Source organism: Actinoplanes couchii (assembly GCF_016862075.1).
GTDB lineage: Bacteria > Actinomycetota > Actinomycetes > Mycobacteriales > Micromonosporaceae > Actinoplanes > Actinoplanes couchii.
The window spans coordinates 26,180-43,845 of the sequence record NZ_BOMG01000076.1; the positions used below are offsets into that span (position 1 = coordinate 26,180).

Annotated in this window: 19 protein-coding genes; 9 read left to right on the forward strand and 10 right to left on the reverse strand. The window is 69.4% G+C overall.

Going from position 1 to position 17,666, the window contains the following annotated elements:
* Positions 1-177 precede the first annotated feature (177 nt).
* Positions 178-1,056, reverse strand: coding sequence for a hypothetical protein (locus tag Aco03nite_RS30455; RefSeq protein WP_203800903.1), 879 nt, complete (start codon positions 1,054-1,056; stop codon positions 178-180).
* A 241-nt stretch (positions 1,057-1,297) separates the two neighbouring features.
* Here Aco03nite_RS30455 and Aco03nite_RS30460 point away from each other — a divergent pair, with 241 nt between their 5' ends.
* Complete coding sequence (locus Aco03nite_RS30460; RefSeq protein WP_203800906.1) at positions 1,298-2,017, forward strand: DUF998 domain-containing protein; 720 nt, start codon at positions 1,298-1,300, stop codon at positions 2,015-2,017.
* Positions 2,018-2,097: 80 nt separating this feature from the next.
* Here the strand turns inward: Aco03nite_RS30460 and Aco03nite_RS30465 are convergent, their stop codons facing one another.
* Both Aco03nite_RS30465 and Aco03nite_RS30470 read right to left on the reverse strand, forming a co-directional pair.
* Positions 2,098-2,877, reverse strand: a complete 780-nt coding sequence (locus Aco03nite_RS30465; protein ID WP_203800909.1) for a class I SAM-dependent methyltransferase — start codon at positions 2,875-2,877, stop codon at positions 2,098-2,100.
* 117 nt (positions 2,878-2,994) lie between these two features.
* Positions 2,995-3,672, reverse strand: coding sequence for an HAD family hydrolase (locus Aco03nite_RS30470; RefSeq protein WP_203800911.1), 678 nt, complete (start codon positions 3,670-3,672; stop codon positions 2,995-2,997).
* A 292-nt stretch (positions 3,673-3,964) separates the two neighbouring features.
* On the opposite strand from Aco03nite_RS30470, the gene Aco03nite_RS30475 reads away from it, so the two are divergent.
* Together Aco03nite_RS30475 and Aco03nite_RS30480 are read left to right on the forward strand one after the other, a co-directional pair.
* Complete coding sequence (locus Aco03nite_RS30475) at positions 3,965-4,423, forward strand: winged helix DNA-binding protein (protein WP_203800913.1); 459 nt, start codon at positions 3,965-3,967, stop codon at positions 4,421-4,423.
* Positions 4,424-4,469: 46 nt separating this feature from the next.
* A complete protein-coding gene (locus Aco03nite_RS30480) occupies positions 4,470-5,309 on the forward strand; it encodes an ArsR/SmtB family transcription factor (RefSeq protein WP_203801096.1) in 840 nt (279 codons plus the stop codon).
* A gap of 173 nt (positions 5,310-5,482) precedes the next feature.
* Here Aco03nite_RS30480 and Aco03nite_RS30485 read toward each other — a convergent pair whose 3' ends face one another.
* Entirely contained in the window at positions 5,483-6,286 is an 804-nt protein-coding gene (locus tag Aco03nite_RS30485) for a TrmH family RNA methyltransferase (RefSeq protein WP_373872644.1), read from the reverse strand.
* A 383-nt stretch (positions 6,287-6,669) separates the two neighbouring features.
* On the opposite strand from Aco03nite_RS30485, the gene Aco03nite_RS30490 reads away from it, so the two are divergent.
* Together Aco03nite_RS30490 and Aco03nite_RS30495 are read left to right on the forward strand one after the other, a co-directional pair.
* Positions 6,670-7,440: a class I SAM-dependent methyltransferase gene (locus Aco03nite_RS30490; protein ID WP_203800916.1), complete on the forward strand. Its 771-nt coding sequence runs from the start codon at positions 6,670-6,672 to the stop codon at positions 7,438-7,440.
* Between the two features lie 77 nt (positions 7,441-7,517).
* A complete protein-coding gene (locus tag Aco03nite_RS30495; protein WP_203800917.1) occupies positions 7,518-8,732 on the forward strand; it encodes an MFS transporter in 1,215 nt (404 codons plus the stop codon).
* A 236-nt stretch (positions 8,733-8,968) separates the two neighbouring features.
* On the opposite strand, the gene Aco03nite_RS30500 is transcribed toward Aco03nite_RS30495, so the two are convergent.
* Both Aco03nite_RS30500 and Aco03nite_RS30505 read right to left on the reverse strand, forming a co-directional pair.
* On the reverse strand, positions 8,969-9,604 hold the full coding sequence (locus tag Aco03nite_RS30500; RefSeq protein WP_203800918.1) for an HAD family hydrolase: 636 nt from the start codon (positions 9,602-9,604) through the stop codon (positions 8,969-8,971).
* Complete coding sequence (locus tag Aco03nite_RS30505; protein ID WP_203800920.1) at positions 9,604-10,521, reverse strand: hypothetical protein; 918 nt, start codon at positions 10,519-10,521, stop codon at positions 9,604-9,606. Before Aco03nite_RS30505 ends, Aco03nite_RS30500 begins: the two co-directional genes overlap by 1 nt.
* A gap of 27 nt (positions 10,522-10,548) precedes the next feature.
* Between Aco03nite_RS30505 and Aco03nite_RS30510 the strand changes: the two genes are divergently transcribed.
* A complete protein-coding gene (locus tag Aco03nite_RS30510) occupies positions 10,549-11,523 on the forward strand; it encodes an NAD-dependent epimerase/dehydratase family protein (RefSeq protein ID WP_203800922.1) in 975 nt (324 codons plus the stop codon).
* Between the two features lie 57 nt (positions 11,524-11,580).
* Positions 11,581-12,414 carry an alpha/beta fold hydrolase gene (locus tag Aco03nite_RS30515; protein ID WP_203800924.1) on the forward strand — a complete coding sequence of 278 codons (834 nt, stop codon included), beginning with the start codon at positions 11,581-11,583 and terminating at the stop codon, positions 12,412-12,414.
* An 86-nt stretch (positions 12,415-12,500) separates the two neighbouring features.
* On the opposite strand, the gene Aco03nite_RS30520 is transcribed toward Aco03nite_RS30515, so the two are convergent.
* Complete coding sequence (locus Aco03nite_RS30520) at positions 12,501-13,262, reverse strand: hypothetical protein (protein WP_239145562.1); 762 nt, start codon at positions 13,260-13,262, stop codon at positions 12,501-12,503.
* A 58-nt stretch (positions 13,263-13,320) separates the two neighbouring features.
* On the opposite strand from Aco03nite_RS30520, the gene Aco03nite_RS30525 reads away from it, so the two are divergent.
* Positions 13,321-13,812, forward strand: a complete 492-nt coding sequence (locus tag Aco03nite_RS30525; protein WP_203800926.1) for a MarR family winged helix-turn-helix transcriptional regulator — start codon at positions 13,321-13,323, stop codon at positions 13,810-13,812.
* Here Aco03nite_RS30525 and Aco03nite_RS30530 read toward each other — a convergent pair.
* From Aco03nite_RS30530 to Aco03nite_RS30545, 3 genes are all read right to left on the reverse strand, one after another.
* Entirely contained in the window at positions 13,803-14,315 is a 513-nt protein-coding gene (locus Aco03nite_RS30530) for a hypothetical protein (protein ID WP_203800929.1), read from the reverse strand. The genes Aco03nite_RS30525 and Aco03nite_RS30530 overlap by 10 nt on opposite strands.
* A 390-nt stretch (positions 14,316-14,705) precedes the next feature.
* On the reverse strand, positions 14,706-14,903 hold the full coding sequence (locus Aco03nite_RS30535) for an RtcB family protein (protein WP_239145577.1): 198 nt from the start codon (positions 14,901-14,903) through the stop codon (positions 14,706-14,708).
* Between the two features lie 223 nt (positions 14,904-15,126).
* Positions 15,127-16,539, reverse strand: a complete 1,413-nt coding sequence (locus Aco03nite_RS30545; RefSeq protein WP_203800932.1) for an RICIN domain-containing protein — start codon at positions 16,537-16,539, stop codon at positions 15,127-15,129.
* A gap of 114 nt (positions 16,540-16,653) precedes the next feature.
* Here Aco03nite_RS30545 and Aco03nite_RS30550 point away from each other — a divergent pair, with 114 nt between their 5' ends.
* Positions 16,654-17,661, forward strand: a complete 1,008-nt coding sequence (locus Aco03nite_RS30550) for a substrate-binding domain-containing protein (RefSeq protein ID WP_239145563.1) — start codon at positions 16,654-16,656, stop codon at positions 17,659-17,661.
* The last annotated feature ends 5 nt before the right edge of the window (positions 17,662-17,666 follow it).

Genomic DNA, 17,666 nt, shown 5'->3' on the forward strand with positions numbered 1-17,666 from the left:
CGGAACGTAGCACGCCAGAGTCTTGCGCCCCGGACCGAGGCTCCCGTGTCGAGCATCACCAAACCCCAGGTCAACCCCAAAGTTTGGTACGCCCCCACCCCCACAACCGCAGGCCACCCCACCCGAATCCACCCCGGAACCACCCCAGCCCGCCTCAGCCCTGGGCCCTGCGGCCTGTCAGCCGTAATCCCCGGCCCCGCCGCCCGTCGTTCCCGGCCCCGCCGCCCGTCGTTCCCGGCCCCGCCGCCGGTCGTTCCCGGCCCTGCCGCCCGTTGTTCCCGGCCCTGCTGCTCGTAGTCCCCGGCGCCTACCGCGACCCGCTGTTGTTCCCGGCTTTCCTGGCCGCCCGCCGTTGTCCCCAGCACTCACCGCGACCGTTGCCGTCTCCGGTACCAGGAGCGCCCGCCGGACGCAAACGTCGAGCCGGTCGGGCCCGGCCCAGTCCGAATGTGACTCGACCGTGAACAGGTGAGGCCCGGTGACGGTCCAGGCCGGGATCCGCTCGGCCGCGAACGCCCGCCGCACCGCGGAACCGATACCCGGCGGCACCTCGCCGAGAAGCCGGTAGGTCAGCCGAAACGCCATCGACGGCGCGTCAACCGGCAGCCGGATCACCACAAAGCTCCCGGTGCCGTCAGTCTCCTCCGTGGCCCCGGACAATGCGTTGCCGGTCCACGAGATCTCCTCGGCGATCACCGGAAAACCGCCGGCCTCGAACGCCCAGGCCTTCCCCACCCGGATCGTCCCGTTCCGCCGCAGTCCGGTCCGAGGCCACTCCCGGTCACCCGGGTCGACGGCCCGCCAGCCCGCGACCACGACCCGCCGTCCCGTCTCCCGGGCCGCCACCTGCCAGCCCACCGCCGTGACGAAGAGCGGAACCAGAAAGAGAAGAACAAGTCCGCCGAAAAAGGAGTTTCCTCCAAAACTCACCAGGTCGAAAGCCGAGACGCTGAGCCCGGTAATCAAATTGAAAATCTCCAGCACGAAAACGGCAGCAAATAGAAACCCGAAAACGACGAGAACGCCACCCAGGACGCTGCTCCACAACCGGAGCATCAGCAACCCTACGAATCAGGAGGTCGATCGCGGTCACGATAGCCATCGATGTCAACCGCGCCCGACGGCAGGAAGCGAACCCCGGAGCCCGGACCGGAACACGACTACGGACCCTCGGGGCCAATGGGAAGCGCCCTCTGAAACCCCGCCAGAAGCAGACCCCGAACACGTGGGAAGCAGACCCCGAACACATGGGAAGCGGACCCAGATGGCTCACAGGATCTTCGGGCACCCTTGGCGGATGAAAGCCCTTGCCGGCCTCGGTGTCGCTTGCGTGATCGGTTCGCTCGCCCTGTACCTGGCGCTGCACGTGGTGCCGCCCTCAGCCGATCTGGACTGGTCACGCCGCACCATCAGCCAGTACGCGCTGATGCCCAACGGCTGGATGTTCGACGCGGCAACCCTGCTGCTGGCCGCCGGTTCCGCAGCGATCCTGGCCGCCCTGTTCCAGGCTGGTGTCCTGTCCCGGGCCGCCCTGGTGACACTCGGCCTCTGGGTCGTAGGCCTACTGGGTGTCGTCTGGTTCGAAAAGCACAACTGGCAGGCCGGCCCGTCCATCAGCGGCGACGTCCACCGTGTAGCCAGCGTCGTGGCATTCCTGAGCCTGCCGATCGGCGCCTTGCTGGCAGCCCGCCGCCCGGCCGGCCCCGCTCGTGGGCTCGACGGGCCCGCTCAACGGCTCGGCGGGCCGGCTCGCGGGCTCGACGGGTCGGCTCGCGGGCTCGACGGAGCGGCCCGCTGGGTGATGATCGGCGGAATCGTGTCCCTGCTCTGCTTCATGCCCATCCTGTGGGCTGTGGCGTCCGAACCGTGGACCGGGGAACGTTGGTGGCGCGCAATCCCTCTAGGAACCGTAGAACGCCTTCTGGGCTTGGCCGAGGTGATCACCGTCCTGTTGCTGGCGCGCTGGGCCCTGCTGACCAAGGGCCCCGGCCGCAAACTGACCCCAGCCGCAAACTGACATCTGGCCGGAGCAGGTGACATCTCCTGACGGTGTCTGGGCGGGCCTGCTCCCGGGCCGCTCGGTCCGGGGTGAGGTGGTCAGGCGGGCCGTCGGCCTGACCACAGGCAGGTGCGCCGTCGCAGGAGGCCGTCGCCGATGGACATGCCGAGCATCCGCTGCTCGAACTCGGCTCGGTGCGCCCCGGGCAGCGCCTCGACGAAGCCCCGGTAACCCGAGGTCATCGACCACCGCCACAGAGCCTGAGTGTGCGGAACGGTGATCTCGACGGTGGCGTGGTCCTCGCGAAGGTCCACAAATCCGGCCGCTTCCAGAAGACCGGCCGCATCGATCGGCCGACCGATCCCGCCACCTGGTGGCAGAAGGGGCGCGAATTCCAGGAACAACATGTCGACCCGGTCGGTGAGCGGCGACGACCACACCACCGGCGCCTCGTCGTGGTGCCGGGCACTGCCACCGGTCAGAACGCACCGCCCACCCGGCCTCAGAACCCGGAACGCCTCGGTGACACCGGCTCCGGGATCGTCCAGCAGATGGATCACAAATGATGCCATCACCAGGTCGAACTCGCCTGACTTGAAGCCCATGGCTCCGGCGTCCATCACGCAGACGGCAGCACCCGGATGGTCATGGACGAGCCGCCTGGCCATCTCCGGCGCGGCATCGACCGCCGTGACCGCACAGCCCCGGTGTAGCGCGGCCGAGGTCAGGGCACCCCGGCCCGCACCCAGGTCGAGGAAGCGGCAGCCCGCCGGGGGATCGACGGCGGCCACGATCGCTTTGCCGAACTCGTGGAAGATCGGCATGACCTGGTCGTAGTCCCCGGCCATCCGATCGAAGAGCCGCCATGCCTGCCGCACGGAGTCATTCGATCCCACTACGGTCATCGTGGGCAATCGTTCAGGCAGGCCACGCACTCTTCATCTCCCACGGCCCCATCGTTCGGCACCGAGAGTGTCGATATCCGCCGCGCTCTGTCAGCCGGCTGGATTAGAGGCTTTACCGAGCCTCTCTACCGCGGCCACCACCTCGGGGAACGCGGCGATCGATGCGGTGACCCAGCGCTCGTCGAACTCGTCGAGGCGCCGGACCCCGCTCTGCAGGCACGCGATGAACGCCAGGCCCGCCCCGCCCGCCGCGCTCGCGTCACCGGGGGAGTCCCCGACGTAGACGCACTGATCGGGTGACAGTCCGGTGTGCGTCAGTAGTTCGTCGAATGCCCGTGGATCGGGTTTGCCGTGACGGGTGTTGCCCCGGTGGTAGATCCCGCTGATCCGGCTGGTGAGCACATGGTCGGGCGCGAGCATGTGCCGGATCTCCGGTTCGGTGCGGGACGTCAGCAGCATCACGGTGCGCCCGGACAGCACCAGCTCGTCCAGCGCGGCAAGGTTCTCCGGCGGAATCACATCGATCCGCCCTTCGGTGATGTGTCGCCCCATGAATTCGTGGAACAGCGGCCCGAACTGCTCCAGATCGATCCCTGGTGATCGTTTCGGCATGGCCTCCAGCAGAGGCTCGCCCCAGTTCGCGAGGTGCAGGCTTCGCGGCATCGGTGGCCGGCCCATCGCGGCCAGCACTTCGTTCTCCAGCTCGAATGATGTCGCCTCGGTGAGGCACAGCGTGTCATCCACGTCGACAACGACAGCCTTGATCATGTTTGCGAGGTTATCCGGCTGCGGACCCTGAATCCCTGTGGAGTTGTGCCTCCATCCTGCCCGTGCCGGCGGCCCGGCACAGTCGTGCTGGCCGCACACTTTTCTTCGTGCTGGCCGTACCTTCGCGAGCGTGCTGGCCCCACTGCGCCGGACCGCCCGGTCCGGGAGGCTGAACTGGCCCGGATCAACCGGGTGCCGACGACCGGCCAACGGCGTCGTGCCGAGACAGATCAGAGTTCGGGGAGGGCGAGTGTTGACCTCAAGTGAGCTCGAAGTCCTACGGTCCGGGGCCATGGGCGTTGACGAGATGACCGACGAGGAACTGGCGGGGCAGCCGGCCGCCTACTGGACCGGGGTGGCCTACGAAGCGTTGATCGGTTTCACCCGGGCTAAACAGGCCGAGCAGGGCTTCACTCAGCCGCAGTTCTGGTTGTTGCGGAACCTTTCTGCGAACGACCTCTTGCTCGGCGGGCGCGGGCGGACGCTTCCCGAGTTGGCCGAAGCGATGAGCAGTTATCTGCGGGCCGAGGACGATCTGGAGCAGACCGCTGAGGACCTACTGGCCAAGGGGTGGATAACCCACGAAGCGGAAGGTCGCCTGAAGATCACCGCGGCGGGTGAGGAAGCCCGGCTCGACATGAAGGCTGCCGCTCCGGGGATCCGGGCTCGGATTCACGACGGGATCGACGACGCGGACTACGTGACGACTTTGAAGGTGCTGCTACGGATGGTCGCCAACACCGAGCGTTGACATTATGCAGGCAGATGCCTGCATAATGCTGGTCGTGGACGGTGACATGGACAAGGTGTTCAAGGCGCTCGCCGATCCGACCCGACGACGGTTGCTCGACGACCTGCGGGCGGAGAACGGGCAGACGTTGAACGAGCTTTGCGCCCGGCTGGCCATGACCAGACAGTCCGTCACCCAGCATCTCGGCGTGCTGGAGGAGGCGAATCTGGTCAGCACGGTGCGGCGTGGCCGGGAAAAATTGCACTACCTCAACCCGATCCCGATCCATGACGTACGGCAGCGATGGATCGAGTCCTTCGAAGAACCCCGGTTGGGGGTTCTCGACATGATCCGCAGCGAAGCGGAGCGGCCGAGGCAGCAAGGTGTGGAGCAGACCCAGGGCCCAGCGACAGCGCGGGGCCGAAGACCGGTGGAGGAGCTAGCGGTGAGACCTGATTACGTATACGTGACCTATGTTCATGCCACTCCGGATCGGGTCTGGGAGGCGCTGACCTCAGCCGACCTGACCGGAAAGTTCTGGGGCCACCGGAATGTCTCCGACTGGCGGCCCGGATCGCCCTGGGAGCATGAGCGCGCCGACGGCTCCGGGATTTCGGACGGTAGCGGGGTCGTCCTGGAGGCCGAACCACCTACCCGCCTGGTCATGACCTTCGGGGAGCCGGATGCCGCGGCCGGCCCGGAGGCCTCGGTGGTGACGTTTCTGATCGAGCGGTACCACGACATCGTCCGGCTCACCGTCACCCACGCCAACCTGCCGAGCGACGAGGACCTGGCAGCGATCTCGCTCGGTTGGCCGGCGGTCATGGCCAACCTGAAGTCGCTGCTGGAGACCGGACAGGTGCTGCCACAAGCGCCCTGGGAGATGCATGCCGACCTTCGCGGGTGACGGGACGACCGGAGATGGGGAGCTGGGTCGGAGCAGGGCTGCCCGGATGTCGGCCCAGGTCGGAGCAGAGCTACCCGAAAGCCGGCCCGGGTCGAAGCAGGATCGCCCGAAAGCCGGTCCAGGCCAAAGCCGCCCCAGGTCGAAGCAGGTGCCGGCCCCGGGCGGGGTGAGGATCAGGCTCGCTGGCGGGAGATCTCGTAGAGGGTGATCGACGCGGCCACCGTGGCGTTGAAGGAACTCGCCGACCCGACCATGGGGATGCGGATGGTGGCGTCGCAGGCCTCGGACCAGAAGGTGCTCATGCCGTTGGTTTCGTTACCGACCACGACCGCGGTCGGTCCGGTGAAGTCGTGGGACCAGATGTCGGTCACGGCGTCCTCGCTGGTGCCGACCAGGGTCATCGCTCGGGCCGAGCGCACCCAGCTCAGCACGGCTGACGGGGTTTCGGCCCGGACCGTGGGGACGGCGAACAGGGAGCCGCGGCTCGCCCGGATGGTCTTCGGGTCGTACAGGTCGGCGGCCCGGCCGGCGAGCACCACACCGTCCACCCCCAGCGCGTCGGCCGAGCGCAGTAGCGAACCGACGTTGCCGGGGCTGATCGGGCGGTCGAGGACCACGACCACTCCGTTGGTGCGTAGCGGGATCCGGGACAGGTCGTCCGGGGGAATCGCTACGACGGCGGTCAGTTCGGCGGTGTCGTCGTCCTTGTCGGAGAGCTCGCGCAGGAGTTCGGGGGAGACCCGGATCACCTCGTCGGCCACCCGGCCTTCGACGAGGTCGCGGGCCCACTGCGACTTCAGGTTCCCGGCGTGCAGCAGGGCTCGGATCCGCCAGCGGTGGGCGATGGCCTCGTTGATCGGGCGCACGCCCTGGACCAGGAACTCGCCCAGTCGGTGCCTGGTGTTCCGGTTGGTCAGCAGGGCCTCCCACTGCTGGAAGCGGGCATTGCGCCGTTCCACCCGGGTTTCGTTTCTGATTTTGGACATGGGGTGAGGCCTCTTTCACGAACCCGGCTGGCGTGCGCAGCAGCGTAACAACCCGGCCCGGCCCAACCGGGTGACGACCCGGTAGGACGCCCGAACGAGGGCGTCGCACGGCACCAAGCCGGCACGGTGCCTGAAGGAGGACCACCTCTCGGAGGCAGGTCAGCGCGGTGCCTGATGGAGGTACGCCTCTTGGAGGCAGGTCAGCGTAGGGCCTGGAGAAGGAGCGCCTCCTGGAGGCGAGTTTTGCGTGGTGTTCGGAGGAGGACGCCTCGTGATGGTGAGCCGGCAGGGGACTGGAAGAGGCACCTGGTAGCGCGGGCGGTGGGCGGGGATGAGAGATCGATGGAGAGGCGTGGGTGCGGAAGGATGGGACGGTGCTGCTTGATGATGTGAGACTGCATGCCTCGTCTGTTGTCGCGAACAACGCCATGAATCGGGAGCGACAGCTCACCGGGGTCAACAGTTATGCCAAGGAGTTCGGGTTCGATCCGCTGAGCCGGATTCCGGAGAGCGGTGGCGCGTGGCTGGATCTCTGCTGCGGCAGCGGCCGGGCGCTGGCTCAAGCGGCGCAGCGGGTGAGCGATTCCCGGCGCGAGGGCGAGACACAACGAGACGGTGACGTCCAGCATCAGAGCCTGGCGACGGGCGGGAGCCCCAGCCAGCCGGCGAGTCCCGCGGGGCGGGAGGGTGGGGCTCGGCGGTTTGTGGGGGACGTTGTCCTGGTCGGGGTGGATCTGGTGGATGTGCCGGTCGCGGTGGAGGGGGTGACGTTTGTTGCGGTCGCGGTGGAGCACTGGGAACCGGGGCGTTCGTTCGACCTGATCACCTGTGTGCATGGGCTGCATTACGTGGGGGACAAGTTGGGCGTACTCGCGCGGGTCCTGAAATGGCTGACGCCGACCGGGACCTTTGTCGCCGACCTGGATCTCGCATCGGTGAAAGTGGACGGTGATGTGCGGGGTGCGCTGCGAGCGGCCGGCGTCAAGTACGACGCCCGTCGTCGGCGGATCAGCTGTGTCGGGCCGCGGGATCTCGACCTGTCCTACCGCTACCTGGGGGCCGACGACAAGGCGGGGCCGAACTACACCGGACAGCCCGCTGTGAATTCCTACTACGAAAAGGGGTTGACGCTACCGATAATCTGATCCTCCGTGCCAGAGGGCAGTTCGGCGGCCTGAGGAAGCGAGGGGGGCATTGCCCTTCTCGACCACAGGAGTCCTAGATGCACCGGGCACCCGCCCTCAACTTCCTGCTCGTCACCGTCTTCATCGACATGCTCGGCCTGGGTCTGATCGTTCCGATCCTGCCCGCCCTGCTGACGTCGGTGACCGATGATCCGGCGACCGCTGTTCTCTGGTCCGGGATCCTCGGATCTACCTACGGCGTATTGCAGTTCGCGCTGTCACCGCTGCTCGGACGGCTCTCCGATCGGTACGGCCGGCGGCCTGTGCTGCTGGTCTCCCTCATCTGTCTGGGGGTCGACTGGCTGGCACATGCGTCATCCGGTGGCATGTGGGTGCTGTTGGCCTTCCACGCCCTGGCCGGGGCATGTGCCGGTACGGACACCGTGGTCAACGCCTATGTTGCCGATGTCGTGGAGCCGGAGGGGCGGGCCCGGGCGTACGGCCGGATCGGTGCTGCCTTCGGTCTTGGTTTTGTGGCCGGGCCGGTGCTCGGCGGGCTGCTCGGCGCGGTCGACGTCCGGCTGCCGTTCCTGGTGACGGCTGTGCTCTGTTTTGCCAACGCCGCCTACGGCTGGTTGGTGCTGCCGGAGTCCCGCCCCGGCGACCGGGTCACTCCGCTGTCGTTGCGGATGGCGAACCCGGTCACGGCGATCACCGTGGTGCTACGCCGCCCGGTGCTCGGCCGGCTCACCTGGGCCAAGCTGTGCGCCGACGTGGGGCGGATGATCCACCAGTCGATGTGGGCGTTCTTCCTGACCGTCCACCTCCTCTGGAGCACCGCACACGTCGGTGTCGTGATGGCGGCCGGCGCGCTGAGCGGTGCGATGCTGCAGGCGTGGGTGACCGGCCCGATCGTGCGGCTGCTCGGTGACAAGCGGGCGACGGTCGCCGGTGGAGTGATCGGCGCCGTGTCGTACCTGGGGATGGCGGCCGCGTCCAGCCCGTGGATGGTCTACACGGCGATGGCGGTGGGGACGCTCGGCGTCTTCGGCGGCGCGGCGGCGCAATCGTGGATCACCAGCGCCACCGGCCCCGACGAGCAGGGCACGGTGCAGGGCGCGCTGACCGGCGTCGGTGCGATGGCCGAGGCGGTCGTCCCGGTCACGGCGGGCGTCGCCTTCGGCGGATTGCTGTCGTACGGCGAACCGGGCCTGCTGTTCGCCGTCGCCGCCGTGCTGACGGCGTCGTCGGCGCTGTTGCACGCCACCACCCCGGCGACAAGACTGCCGGAGCCACGGCTCCAACAGCGGTGACAGCCAGCCGGCGCTGACGAAAACTCGCTGACACCCGGCTGGCGCTGACGGAAGTACGTCGGCACCCGGCTGGCGCTGATGAAAGCGCGGCGACAGCCGGTTGTCGTGACGAAGGCACAGTGACATCCGGCTGGTGCTGACGAAAGCACGTCGGCACCTCGCTGGTGCTGACGAAAGTGTGGGGACGGCCGGCTGGTGGTGACGAAAGTACGGTTGGGCCTGGCTCCGCTGGTGACTCAGTGGAGCCAGGACGCCAGTAGTGGCAGTACCGCGCGCAGGTCGTCGCCTTCGGTGGTCACGTGTGCGGCCTCCGCGGCCGCCGGTGACGCGTTGAAGGCGACGGCCAGCCCCACCTCGGCGAAGAGTGGCAGATCCGACCGGCTGTCCCCGACGGCCGCACAGTTCCGCAGCTCGACGCCGTGGCCGGCGGCCACCGAGCGGGCCCAGTCCCGTTTCCCGTACTCGTCGAAGTGCCCGGCGACCGCCCCCGTGTAACGCCCGCCGGCGACGTCGAGCCGGGGCCCGGAAGCCTGCCCGAACCCGAACCGCTCACACAGGTATCCACCGACGACGTCCCAGGCCAGGGTCGCCAGGACCGGCTCCAGGTCATGGTCCCGGCACCAGGTGACGGTGTCGGCGATCCCGTCCACCAGCGGCATGGAGTCCAGAAACCCGAGCACGTCGCCCGGAGCCCACCCCGCCCACCCGCGCGCGTCGACGACCGAGACGTCCCGGTTGCTCATGGTCCCGGCGGCGTAGGCGGCTTCGGCGTCCCGCAGCACCGCGGCATGCCCGAGCCGATCCGCGAGATGCTGCCCGCTGGACGTGCGCGGAACCAGGGTTCCGTCCACATCGAAGAAGACCACCGCCATCAGCCGACGCCCCGCATCAGGGGGCGCCAGGCGGCGAGTTCCGGGTCCACGGGTGGGGCCGGCACGTCGAGGGCCGCGTTGCGCAGCAGGGCCAGGGTCATCCGGGAGTTGCGGATCTCCGATGGGGTGCGGCCCCGCCAGTCCCGGGGCAGTTCCGCGGCCTCGGCCCGGGTCAGGGGCAGCGCCGCCAGGCAGACCGGCGCCACCGTGCCGGCCGGAACGGTGCCGGGCCGGTCCAGGACGAACCGCGACCACCGCCACGCCCACTCGTCGGCCGGCCACACCGCACGCGCCCGGTCCAGCAGCCACAGTCCGAACGCCGTCCACGTCTCGCGCTGCGCCGGATGGTCCCGGTGCAGGTTGGACAGCAGCCCCGGATAGCTCGGCCAGTCGGTGACCGGCCGCCGGTCCAGCCAGCGGTCCCACGCCGAGCGCGGGCCGGTGGCGACCGCGCGGATGTCCCGGGGCAGGTTCCGGGGGAGCGGGGCGCCGGTCCGGGGCAGCGGCGGGGTGGCCGGGACGGTTATCTTCATGACGCGGCCGGTCGTGCTGTCCACGCAGACCTCGCTGTCCGAGGCGACCACCCGGTGATATTCGTGATCGGGGGCGGTGAAGGCGCCGGGCGCCAGACCGTACTGCTCGAGGTGTGGCAGCAGCCGTTTCCACTTCGGCGGCTTCTTCATCCGGTGTGCCTGCACCATGAAGAATTCGCAGCGGCGGTCGACGAAGTGCGCTTCGAACAGGCCCCAGTCCCGGACCATGGCGTGCGGGCCGAGGCCGTTCTGGGCGAACGTCGAGTTCCAGGCCAGCAGGTCCGGGTCGTGGTTGGGGGAGACCCCGTGCACGCGCCCGGTGGCCAGGGCTTCCAGGCACACGTCGATCGCCTCCGGCCGGGTCCACCGGTGCGGGATCATCATGCGGTAGATCATGCACGGAGGTAGCGAATGAGATCCACACTCGTGATCGGCGGCACCGGGATGATCGGCGGCGCCGTGGCCCGGCACCTGCTGCGCGACGGCTGGCGGGTGACGGTGACCGGCCGTACCCCGCGACCGGTTCCGGACGGCGCGCGACTGGTCCTGGCCGACCACGGCACCCTGCCCGGCGGCGAGTTCGACCTGGTCGTCGATGCGGCCTGTTACACCGCCGTACACGCGCGGCAGGTGTTGCCGTTGATGTCTGCCGCCGGATCAGCGGTGATGATCTCCAGCAAGGCGGTCTACGCCGACGCCGACGGCAATCACGTCAACTCGCCGCGGCCACCACGTTTCACCGGGCCGATCACCGAGGACCAGCCGACGATGGCGCCGGGGGACATGCCCTACGACTCACCCTTGGGGTACGGATCCAACAAGGTCGCCGCCGAGCGGGTGCTGCTGGACAGTGACGCCCCGGTGACGGTGCTCCGCCCGTCGAAGGTGCACGGCATCGGCGCGAAACCGCCCCGGGAGTGGTGGTTCCTGAAACGGGCCCTGGACCGCCGCCCGTTCGTGCTGCTGGCCGGAAACGGTCGCGGCGTCGACCACCCGTCGGCCGCCGCCAACATCGCCGCCCTGGTCGCGTGTGTCGCCGACAACCCGGGCCGGCGGATCCTGAACGCCGCCGACCCGGACGCGCCCGACGGCCGGACCATCTCCCGGGTGATAGCCGGGCTGGCCGGTCACACGTGGGACGAGATCGAGGCGGACGATGACGACCCGGACGGCTGGCACCCGTGGCACCGGATCCCGCCGATCGTCCTGGACACCTCCGCCGGGGAGAGGCTCGGGTACCGCCCGGCCGGCGACTACGCCACCACCGTCCGGGAGGAGATCTCCTGGCTGCTCGACCGGGCTGCCGCCGACCCGGACTGGTACCCGGAGGGCACCGGCCCGGACTGGTTCGACTACCGGGCCGAGAACGCCCGGGTCCGCTACTGAGGTTCTGCCGGTAGTCCTGCCTGGTCCGGTTCCGGCCGGACCGGTTGCATCGACGGCATGAGCTTCGTGACCACCGCCGACGGCACCCGCATCCACTACAAGGACTGGGGTGCCGGCCGTCCCGTCGTCCTCAGCCACGGCTGGCCGCTGAACGCCGACAGCTGGGAGGCCCAGCAGCTGTTCCTGGCGTCACACGGCTACCGGGCGATCGCCCACGACCGCCGCGGCCACGGCCGGTCCACCCAGACGTGGAACGGCAACGAGATGGACACCTACGCCGACGACCTGGCCGCCCTGATCGACCACCTGGACCTGCGGGAGGTGACGCTCGTCGGCTTCTCCACCGGCGGCGGCGAGATCACCCGCTACCTGGGCCGGCACGGCAGCGCCCGGGTGGCCCAGGCGGTCCTGGTGTCGGCGGTCCCGCCGCTGATGCTGCAGGGCCCCGACAACCCGGGCGGCGTGCCGCTGGAGGTCTTCGACGGGATCCGGGCCGGTTCGCTGGCCGACCGTTCCCAGCTGTACCGGGATCTCGCCGACGGCCCGTTCTTCGGCAACAACCGCCCCGGCACCGAGATCTCCGAGGGCATCCGCCAGGCGTTCTGGCTGCAGTCGATGGCCGCCGGGCACCGCAACGCCTACGAGTCGATCGCCGCCTTCTCGGCCACCGACTTCCGCGACGACCTGGCCCGGTTCGACGTGCCCACCCTGGTGATCCACGGCGACGACGACCAGGTGGTGCCGTTCGAGGTGGGCGGCAGGGCCTCGGCCGAGCTGGTCAAGGACGCCCGCCTGCTGGTCTACCCGAACGCCCCGCACGGCATCACCGACACCCACAAGGACCAGCTGGGCGCCGACCTACTGGCGTTCCTCCAGGAGTACGACGCCTGAGTCCGGCCGGTCGAGGGCTGGCGGATGCCCGCCCTCGGCCAGCGGTTTCGTGCTGAAGCTGGCGGGATTCGGACGCCGCGTCCGGGTCAGGCCACTCTGCGGCCGGCCAGGAAGTTCTGGGCCTGTTCGGTCAGGCGGGGCAGGCCCAGCGCCCCGGCCCAGCGGGCGATCTCGGTCGCCAGACGGTCGGCGCCGGCCAGGTCGCCGCGGTCCCGGGTCAGCACCGCCAGCAGCATCTGCTGGGCCAGGGTGCCGCAGACCAGGCCGGCCCGGGCGCCCACCTCGGTGGCCCGCTCCCAGCGCTGTTGTGCCGAGTCCAGGTCGCCGCGGTCGCGGTCGTGGTCGCCGAGATGCCGGAGGGCCTCCCGCTCCAGCAACGGATCGCCCGATTCGCCGGCGGCCAGCGCGATTGCGTAATGCTCCGGCGCCACGTCACGTTCCGCGAAATGGTTGTCGGCGATCAAGCCCAGATACATGTGGGCCCAGCCCCGCCGTACCGGCGAATCGGCAGTCGACGCCAGACGATCGCAACGGGCGCGCATCTCGGTGAGCACCTGCGGGTCCTTGCCGGCCGGGCCGAAAAGGTAACCGCCGGGACCGCGCAAAGCCGTCATGTAGTCGTGTTTGAGCTGCAGGAACGCCAGATCCCAGGTCGGCCCGCAGATCTTCTCGGCGATCTCCCGACGGGCCGGGCCGAGGTCGGAACCGGTGTGCCAGTCGCATTCCGCCGCCACTTCGGCCGCGGTCCGGGCGGTCGCCTCGTCGAGCGGAACGGAATCCAGCAGACGGAGAGCCAGATCCCAGCGGGCGGCATGGGAGAGGGCCAGCGCCGAATCGATGTACGTCATGGCGCCGACGCTAGTTATCCGAAAAACTATCCACCAGAAAACTAGTTGGGGGATGGCGATGCGCGACAAGGCGGACGATCACGTCGATGTGTGGGTGGGCGAGCTGGACTGGCTGGACCCGGTCCAGGAGGCGATCATCGTGCGGTTGTCGGTGCTCGGCCGGTACCTGACCCAGGCCCGCAGGAACGCGCTGGCCGCCGGTGATCTGGCGTACTGGCAGTTCAAGGTCCTGCTGATGCTGCGCCGGGGCGGCCCGCCGTACCAGGCGAGCCCGTCCGAACTCGCCGACCGGCTGGGACTGACCCGGGGCGCCCTGTCCGCACGGCTGCAACCGATCGAGACCGCCGGCCTGATCGAACGGACCGGCGCCGACCCCACCGATCGCCGCCGGGTCCGGGTGACCCTGACCGAATCCGGTCACCGCGCGTTCGAGCAGCACATCGGCGCCGAGTACCGGGCCGAGACCGCTCTGCTGGCCGCCCTCGACCCGGACGAGCGCCGCACCCTGGCCGACCTGCTGCGCCGGCTGGTGCTGGCCGCTCAGGAATGATCGACGGCCTGCATGTAGGCGCAGGTCAGAGCGGCCTGGGCGGGTTTGGTGTCGGCGAGGGCACGCAGATCCGGGTCGGCGTCGGCAGGCAGCACACACGACCGGGCCGCGTCGATCCGCTGCATCGCCGCGGTGATGTCCTTCTCCCGTTGCGGACAACGGTGCGTGATGTCGATGTACACCTTGTTCAGCGTGTCGTCGTCGGTGTTGGCCGCCACCCAGTCCACGAACTGGTCGTCGTCCCACCCGCAGGCCAGCGCCGCGATCTCCTCGAGCTTCGCGAAGTTCAGATCGGTCAGCTTGTGCCCGGCCTCCTGCTCGACGGCCTTGCGATAGCCGACCGCGTCATAGGTCTCCGGAACAGCGACCGCAGCCGGCACATCAGCCCGTTCCGTCCCGTCCGCCCCACCCGGGAACAGCGCCCACCCGACCACCACCCCACCGGCGGCCAGCAGCCCCAGAGCCCCCGCGGCCAGCAGCTCCCGCGGATCAGCCCGCCGCACATGCCGCCCCCGCCGCCGCGCGTGCACCCCCTCCGCATGCCGCCCTCGATACCGCCCCGCCATGCCCGTTTCTCCCGCCCTGTGACACACGTCCCTTCATCAGTTCGGCCACCCCGACAATCTCTAAAGCAACAACCCTTTTTCTCGTACGCCCGTCAAAAGTCCCGCCCCCACCCCGCAAGGTGGGCGGCCCGCCCGGACCGCCCAGCGCCCGCCGGGCCGCATGCGTCCGTCCCGGACACCCGGCCCCGTGACGCCCTCCCATCCTGACAACCCACCGGTCGCAGCCCGGTCGCAGCAACGGGGACGGGCAGACGGAAATCCGAAGGGCTGTCGAGACGTGAGGGGTTCGCATTCCTGGCCGGCGGTGGCGCGCGGCGGGTCTGCGGGTCAGTCGCCCTTGACGTTCACCAGCTGGCGCAAGGTGTGGCGGATCGTGACCAAGGAGTCGGCGTCCTGCATCACCACGTCGATGGGCTTGTAGGCCTGGGGGATCCCGTCCAGGAAAGCGCCCGTGTCCCGGTACTCGATGCCCTTCATCGCGGTTCGCAGCTGGTCGCGGGTGAAGGTCTTGCGAGGTCGCCACATCACGGAGCTCGGCGATACGGGGCTCGGCGGTGGCCGTCAGCCTGCCGTGGTAGGCGCCGGCGGAGGTGGGGACGGCCGCCGCCGGGATCAGCGGGCCGCGGGTCGGGATGACCGAGCCGACCGTGGCGCCCTTGCCGAGGTGCGCGTCCGGCCCCAGCGCGATGTGCGGATGGATGAACGGGTCGTCCAGCGGCTCCGGTGCCGGAGCCGCTGGACCGGGATGTCACGACGCGGTGCGGCTCCACTGCTGGTCGTTTCCGGTGCCGCAGGTGTACTGGGTGATGTCGGCGCCGTCGGCGGTGTTGGCCGAGACGACGTCCAGGCACTTGCCGCTGTGCCGGGCCTTCAGCTGGTAGTAGCTGCCGGTCGCGACCCACTGCCACTGCTGGTTGGTGCCGGTGCCGCAGGTGTACTGGACGACGTTGGCGCTGTCCGCGGTGGACGCCGACGCCACGTCCAGGCACTTGCCGCTGTGCTGGGCGACGATCTGGAAATAGCCGCTGCCGGCGTCGCGGAACTCCCACTTCTGGTTGCCGCCGCCGTTCCAGGTGTACTGCTTGACCTCGGCGCTGTTGGCCTGCGAGCTGCTGACCACGTCGGCCACCTTGCCGCTGTTGCGGTTGATCAGCCGGTAATAGGTGGCCGGGTTGCCGGTGACGGTGCCGGCCGCCGCGTCGACGGTGATCGTCGGGTACCAGGACAGCGACATCGACGTGGACGACGGGAAGCTGATCGGCAGCCACACGTACCGGGAGTCGTTGACCGGCCCGGACCAGGCGCCGGCCCAGCGGTCACCCATGTAGAGGTAACTGGTGCCGGACGTGCCCTGCACCGGCAGGACGTAGGCGGGCTGGGAACCGTACGACGTGCCGTCGCCGACGTTGGTCCAGCCGGACCAGGGGCCGCTGATGCTGGTGGCGGTGGCGTACTTCGACTGGTTCGGGTTCCATCCGGACGTGCCGGAGGTGAGCAGGAAGTAGACCCCGTTGCGCTGGAACATCGCCGGCGCCTCCCGGGTGGCGTTGTCCCAGAAGTTCCCGACGACCGTCGACACGTTGAGGAAGTCGCTGGTCAACCGGTAGATCATCAGGTCCTTGTTCTCGTCCGCGGCGGAGATCATGTACCCGGTGCCGTTGTCGTTGTAGAGAGTGATGTCCCGGGACATGTAGGTGCCGAACGGCCGGAAGCTGCCGTGGTACGTGTAACTGCCGTCCACCGTGTCCGACGACGCCACGGCCGCGCGCGCTTCGCCGTAGTCCGAGGCGTTCTCCTTGTGCATCCACATCACATACTTCCCGGTGGACGCGTTGTAGATCACCTTGGGCCGCTCGATCTTGGCGCTGCCCAGTTCGGACGCCGACGACGAGGTCAGCACGTTGTTGCGGAACTCCCAGTTGCGCAGGTCCGCCGAGCGGTAGACGGAGACGGCCCGGAACGTGTCGTCGGCGTTGCGGTTCTCGCCGAACCAGTACCAGTACGACCCGACTTTCAGCACGCCGCCGCCGTGGGCGTGCAACCCGGCGCCGGACGTGTCGGTGAACTGCACCCCGTTGCTGATGGTGAGCGGCGCCGCCTGTGCGGGTGCGGGCAGCACCAGCAGCAGGAGGAACACCGCGACGGCGGAAAGAAGTCTCATCCTCAAGCCCCGATCGATGCGTAAGAATGTGTATTAACGTCTTCGTAAACGGTCGGAAACGGTGAGGCCATGGTGCGATCGCGGTCGGTCGGAAACGCAACCAATCGAACAGCGATGTTCCAGGTCCAGCGGCACGAACGCCTGCTCTCCGAACTGCGCCGCAGCGGCGCGGTCCGGGTCAGCGACCTCGCCCGCGACCTGGGTGTCAGCGAGCTGACCATCCGCCGTGACATCGCCGCCCTGGCCGCCCGCAACCTCTGCCACCGGGTGCACGGCGGCGCCACCCTGCCCGCACCGGCCCGCCCGGCCCCGGCCGCCCGCCGCACCGGCTTCACCATCGGCATGGTGGTGCCGTCGCTGGACTTCTACTGGCCGCCGATCGTCGCCGGCGCCCGCGCCGCCGGGGCCGCCCTCGGCGTGAACGTGCAGCTCCGCGGCTCCAGTTACGACCCGGAGGAGGACCGGCGGCAGATCGCCCGGCTGGTCGACGCCGGCCAGGTGCAGGGCCTGCTGCTGGCGCCCAGCCTGGACGGCGACGACGCGGACCGGATGATCGACTGGATCACCCGGCTGCCGGTGCCGACGATCCTGGTGGAACGCCAGCCGCGCCGCTGGACCAGCACCCCGCGGCAGATCGAGTGGGTCCGCAGCGACCACGAGCTGGGCATGGAGATCGCCGTGCACCACCTGTACGAGCAGGGCCACCGGCGGATCGGGCTGCGGCTGTCGGACGGCAGCCCCACCTCGGCGTACCTGCTGCGGGGCTGGCGCCGGGCCTGCGCCGACCTGGGCATCGACGCCGACTCCGGGGACGCGCCGACCGCCCTGATCGTGCACAGCGACCCGGAGGCGATCGCCCTGGCCCAGAACTGCGCCGACCGCGGCATCCGGATCCCCGACGACCTGGCCATCGTGTCGTACGACGACGAGGTCGCCCACCTGGCGTCGCTGACCGCGATCCGCCCACCGAAGAACCACGTCGGCCGGCTGGCCGTGGAGATGATGGTGTCCCGGCTGCTCGACGGCGATCGCCGCCCCACCCAGGGCGTGCTGGTGGCCCCGGAACTGGTGGTCCGGCAGTCGTCGCTGTCGAGTCAGCGGGGCTGCCGGGTCCGCCCCTGACCGCG

Bases quoted from the DNA above. Each gene is read 5' to 3' on its own strand.
- Aco03nite_RS30475 (WP_203800913.1), top strand. From the start codon at position 3,965: ATGGGCGTTGACGAGATGACCGACGAGGAACTGGCGGGGCAGCCGGCC.
- Aco03nite_RS30515 (WP_203800924.1), top strand. From the start codon at position 11,581: ATGAGCTTCGTGACCACCGCCGACGGCACCCGCATCCACTACAAGGAC.
- Aco03nite_RS30455 (WP_203800903.1), bottom strand. From the start codon at position 1,056: ATGCTCCGGTTGTGGAGCAGCGTCCTGGGTGGCGTTCTCGTCGTTTTC.
- Aco03nite_RS30480 (WP_203801096.1), top strand. From the start codon at position 4,470: ATGGACAAGGTGTTCAAGGCGCTCGCCGATCCGACCCGACGACGGTTG.
- Aco03nite_RS30550 (WP_239145563.1), top strand. From the start codon at position 16,654: ATGTTCCAGGTCCAGCGGCACGAACGCCTGCTCTCCGAACTGCGCCGC.
- Aco03nite_RS30505 (WP_203800920.1), bottom strand. From the start codon at position 10,521: ATGATGATCCCGCACCGGTGGACCCGGCCGGAGGCGATCGACGTGTGC.
- Aco03nite_RS30520 (WP_239145562.1), bottom strand. From the start codon at position 13,262: ATGACGTACATCGATTCGGCGCTGGCCCTCTCCCATGCCGCCCGCTGG.
- Aco03nite_RS30495 (WP_203800917.1), top strand. From the start codon at position 7,518: ATGCACCGGGCACCCGCCCTCAACTTCCTGCTCGTCACCGTCTTCATC.
- Aco03nite_RS30460 (WP_203800906.1), top strand. From the start codon at position 1,298: ATGAAAGCCCTTGCCGGCCTCGGTGTCGCTTGCGTGATCGGTTCGCTC.
- Aco03nite_RS30525 (WP_203800926.1), top strand. From the start codon at position 13,321: ATGCGCGACAAGGCGGACGATCACGTCGATGTGTGGGTGGGCGAGCTG.
- Aco03nite_RS30535 (WP_239145577.1), bottom strand. From the start codon at position 14,903: ATGTGGCGACCTCGCAAGACCTTCACCCGCGACCAGCTGCGAACCGCG.
- Aco03nite_RS30545 (WP_203800932.1), bottom strand. From the start codon at position 16,539: ATGAGACTTCTTTCCGCCGTCGCGGTGTTCCTCCTGCTGCTGGTGCTG.
- Aco03nite_RS30500 (WP_203800918.1), bottom strand. From the start codon at position 9,604: ATGGCGGTGGTCTTCTTCGATGTGGACGGAACCCTGGTTCCGCGCACG.
- Aco03nite_RS30510 (WP_203800922.1), top strand. From the start codon at position 10,549: ATGAGATCCACACTCGTGATCGGCGGCACCGGGATGATCGGCGGCGCC.
- Aco03nite_RS30470 (WP_203800911.1), bottom strand. From the start codon at position 3,672: ATGATCAAGGCTGTCGTTGTCGACGTGGATGACACGCTGTGCCTCACC.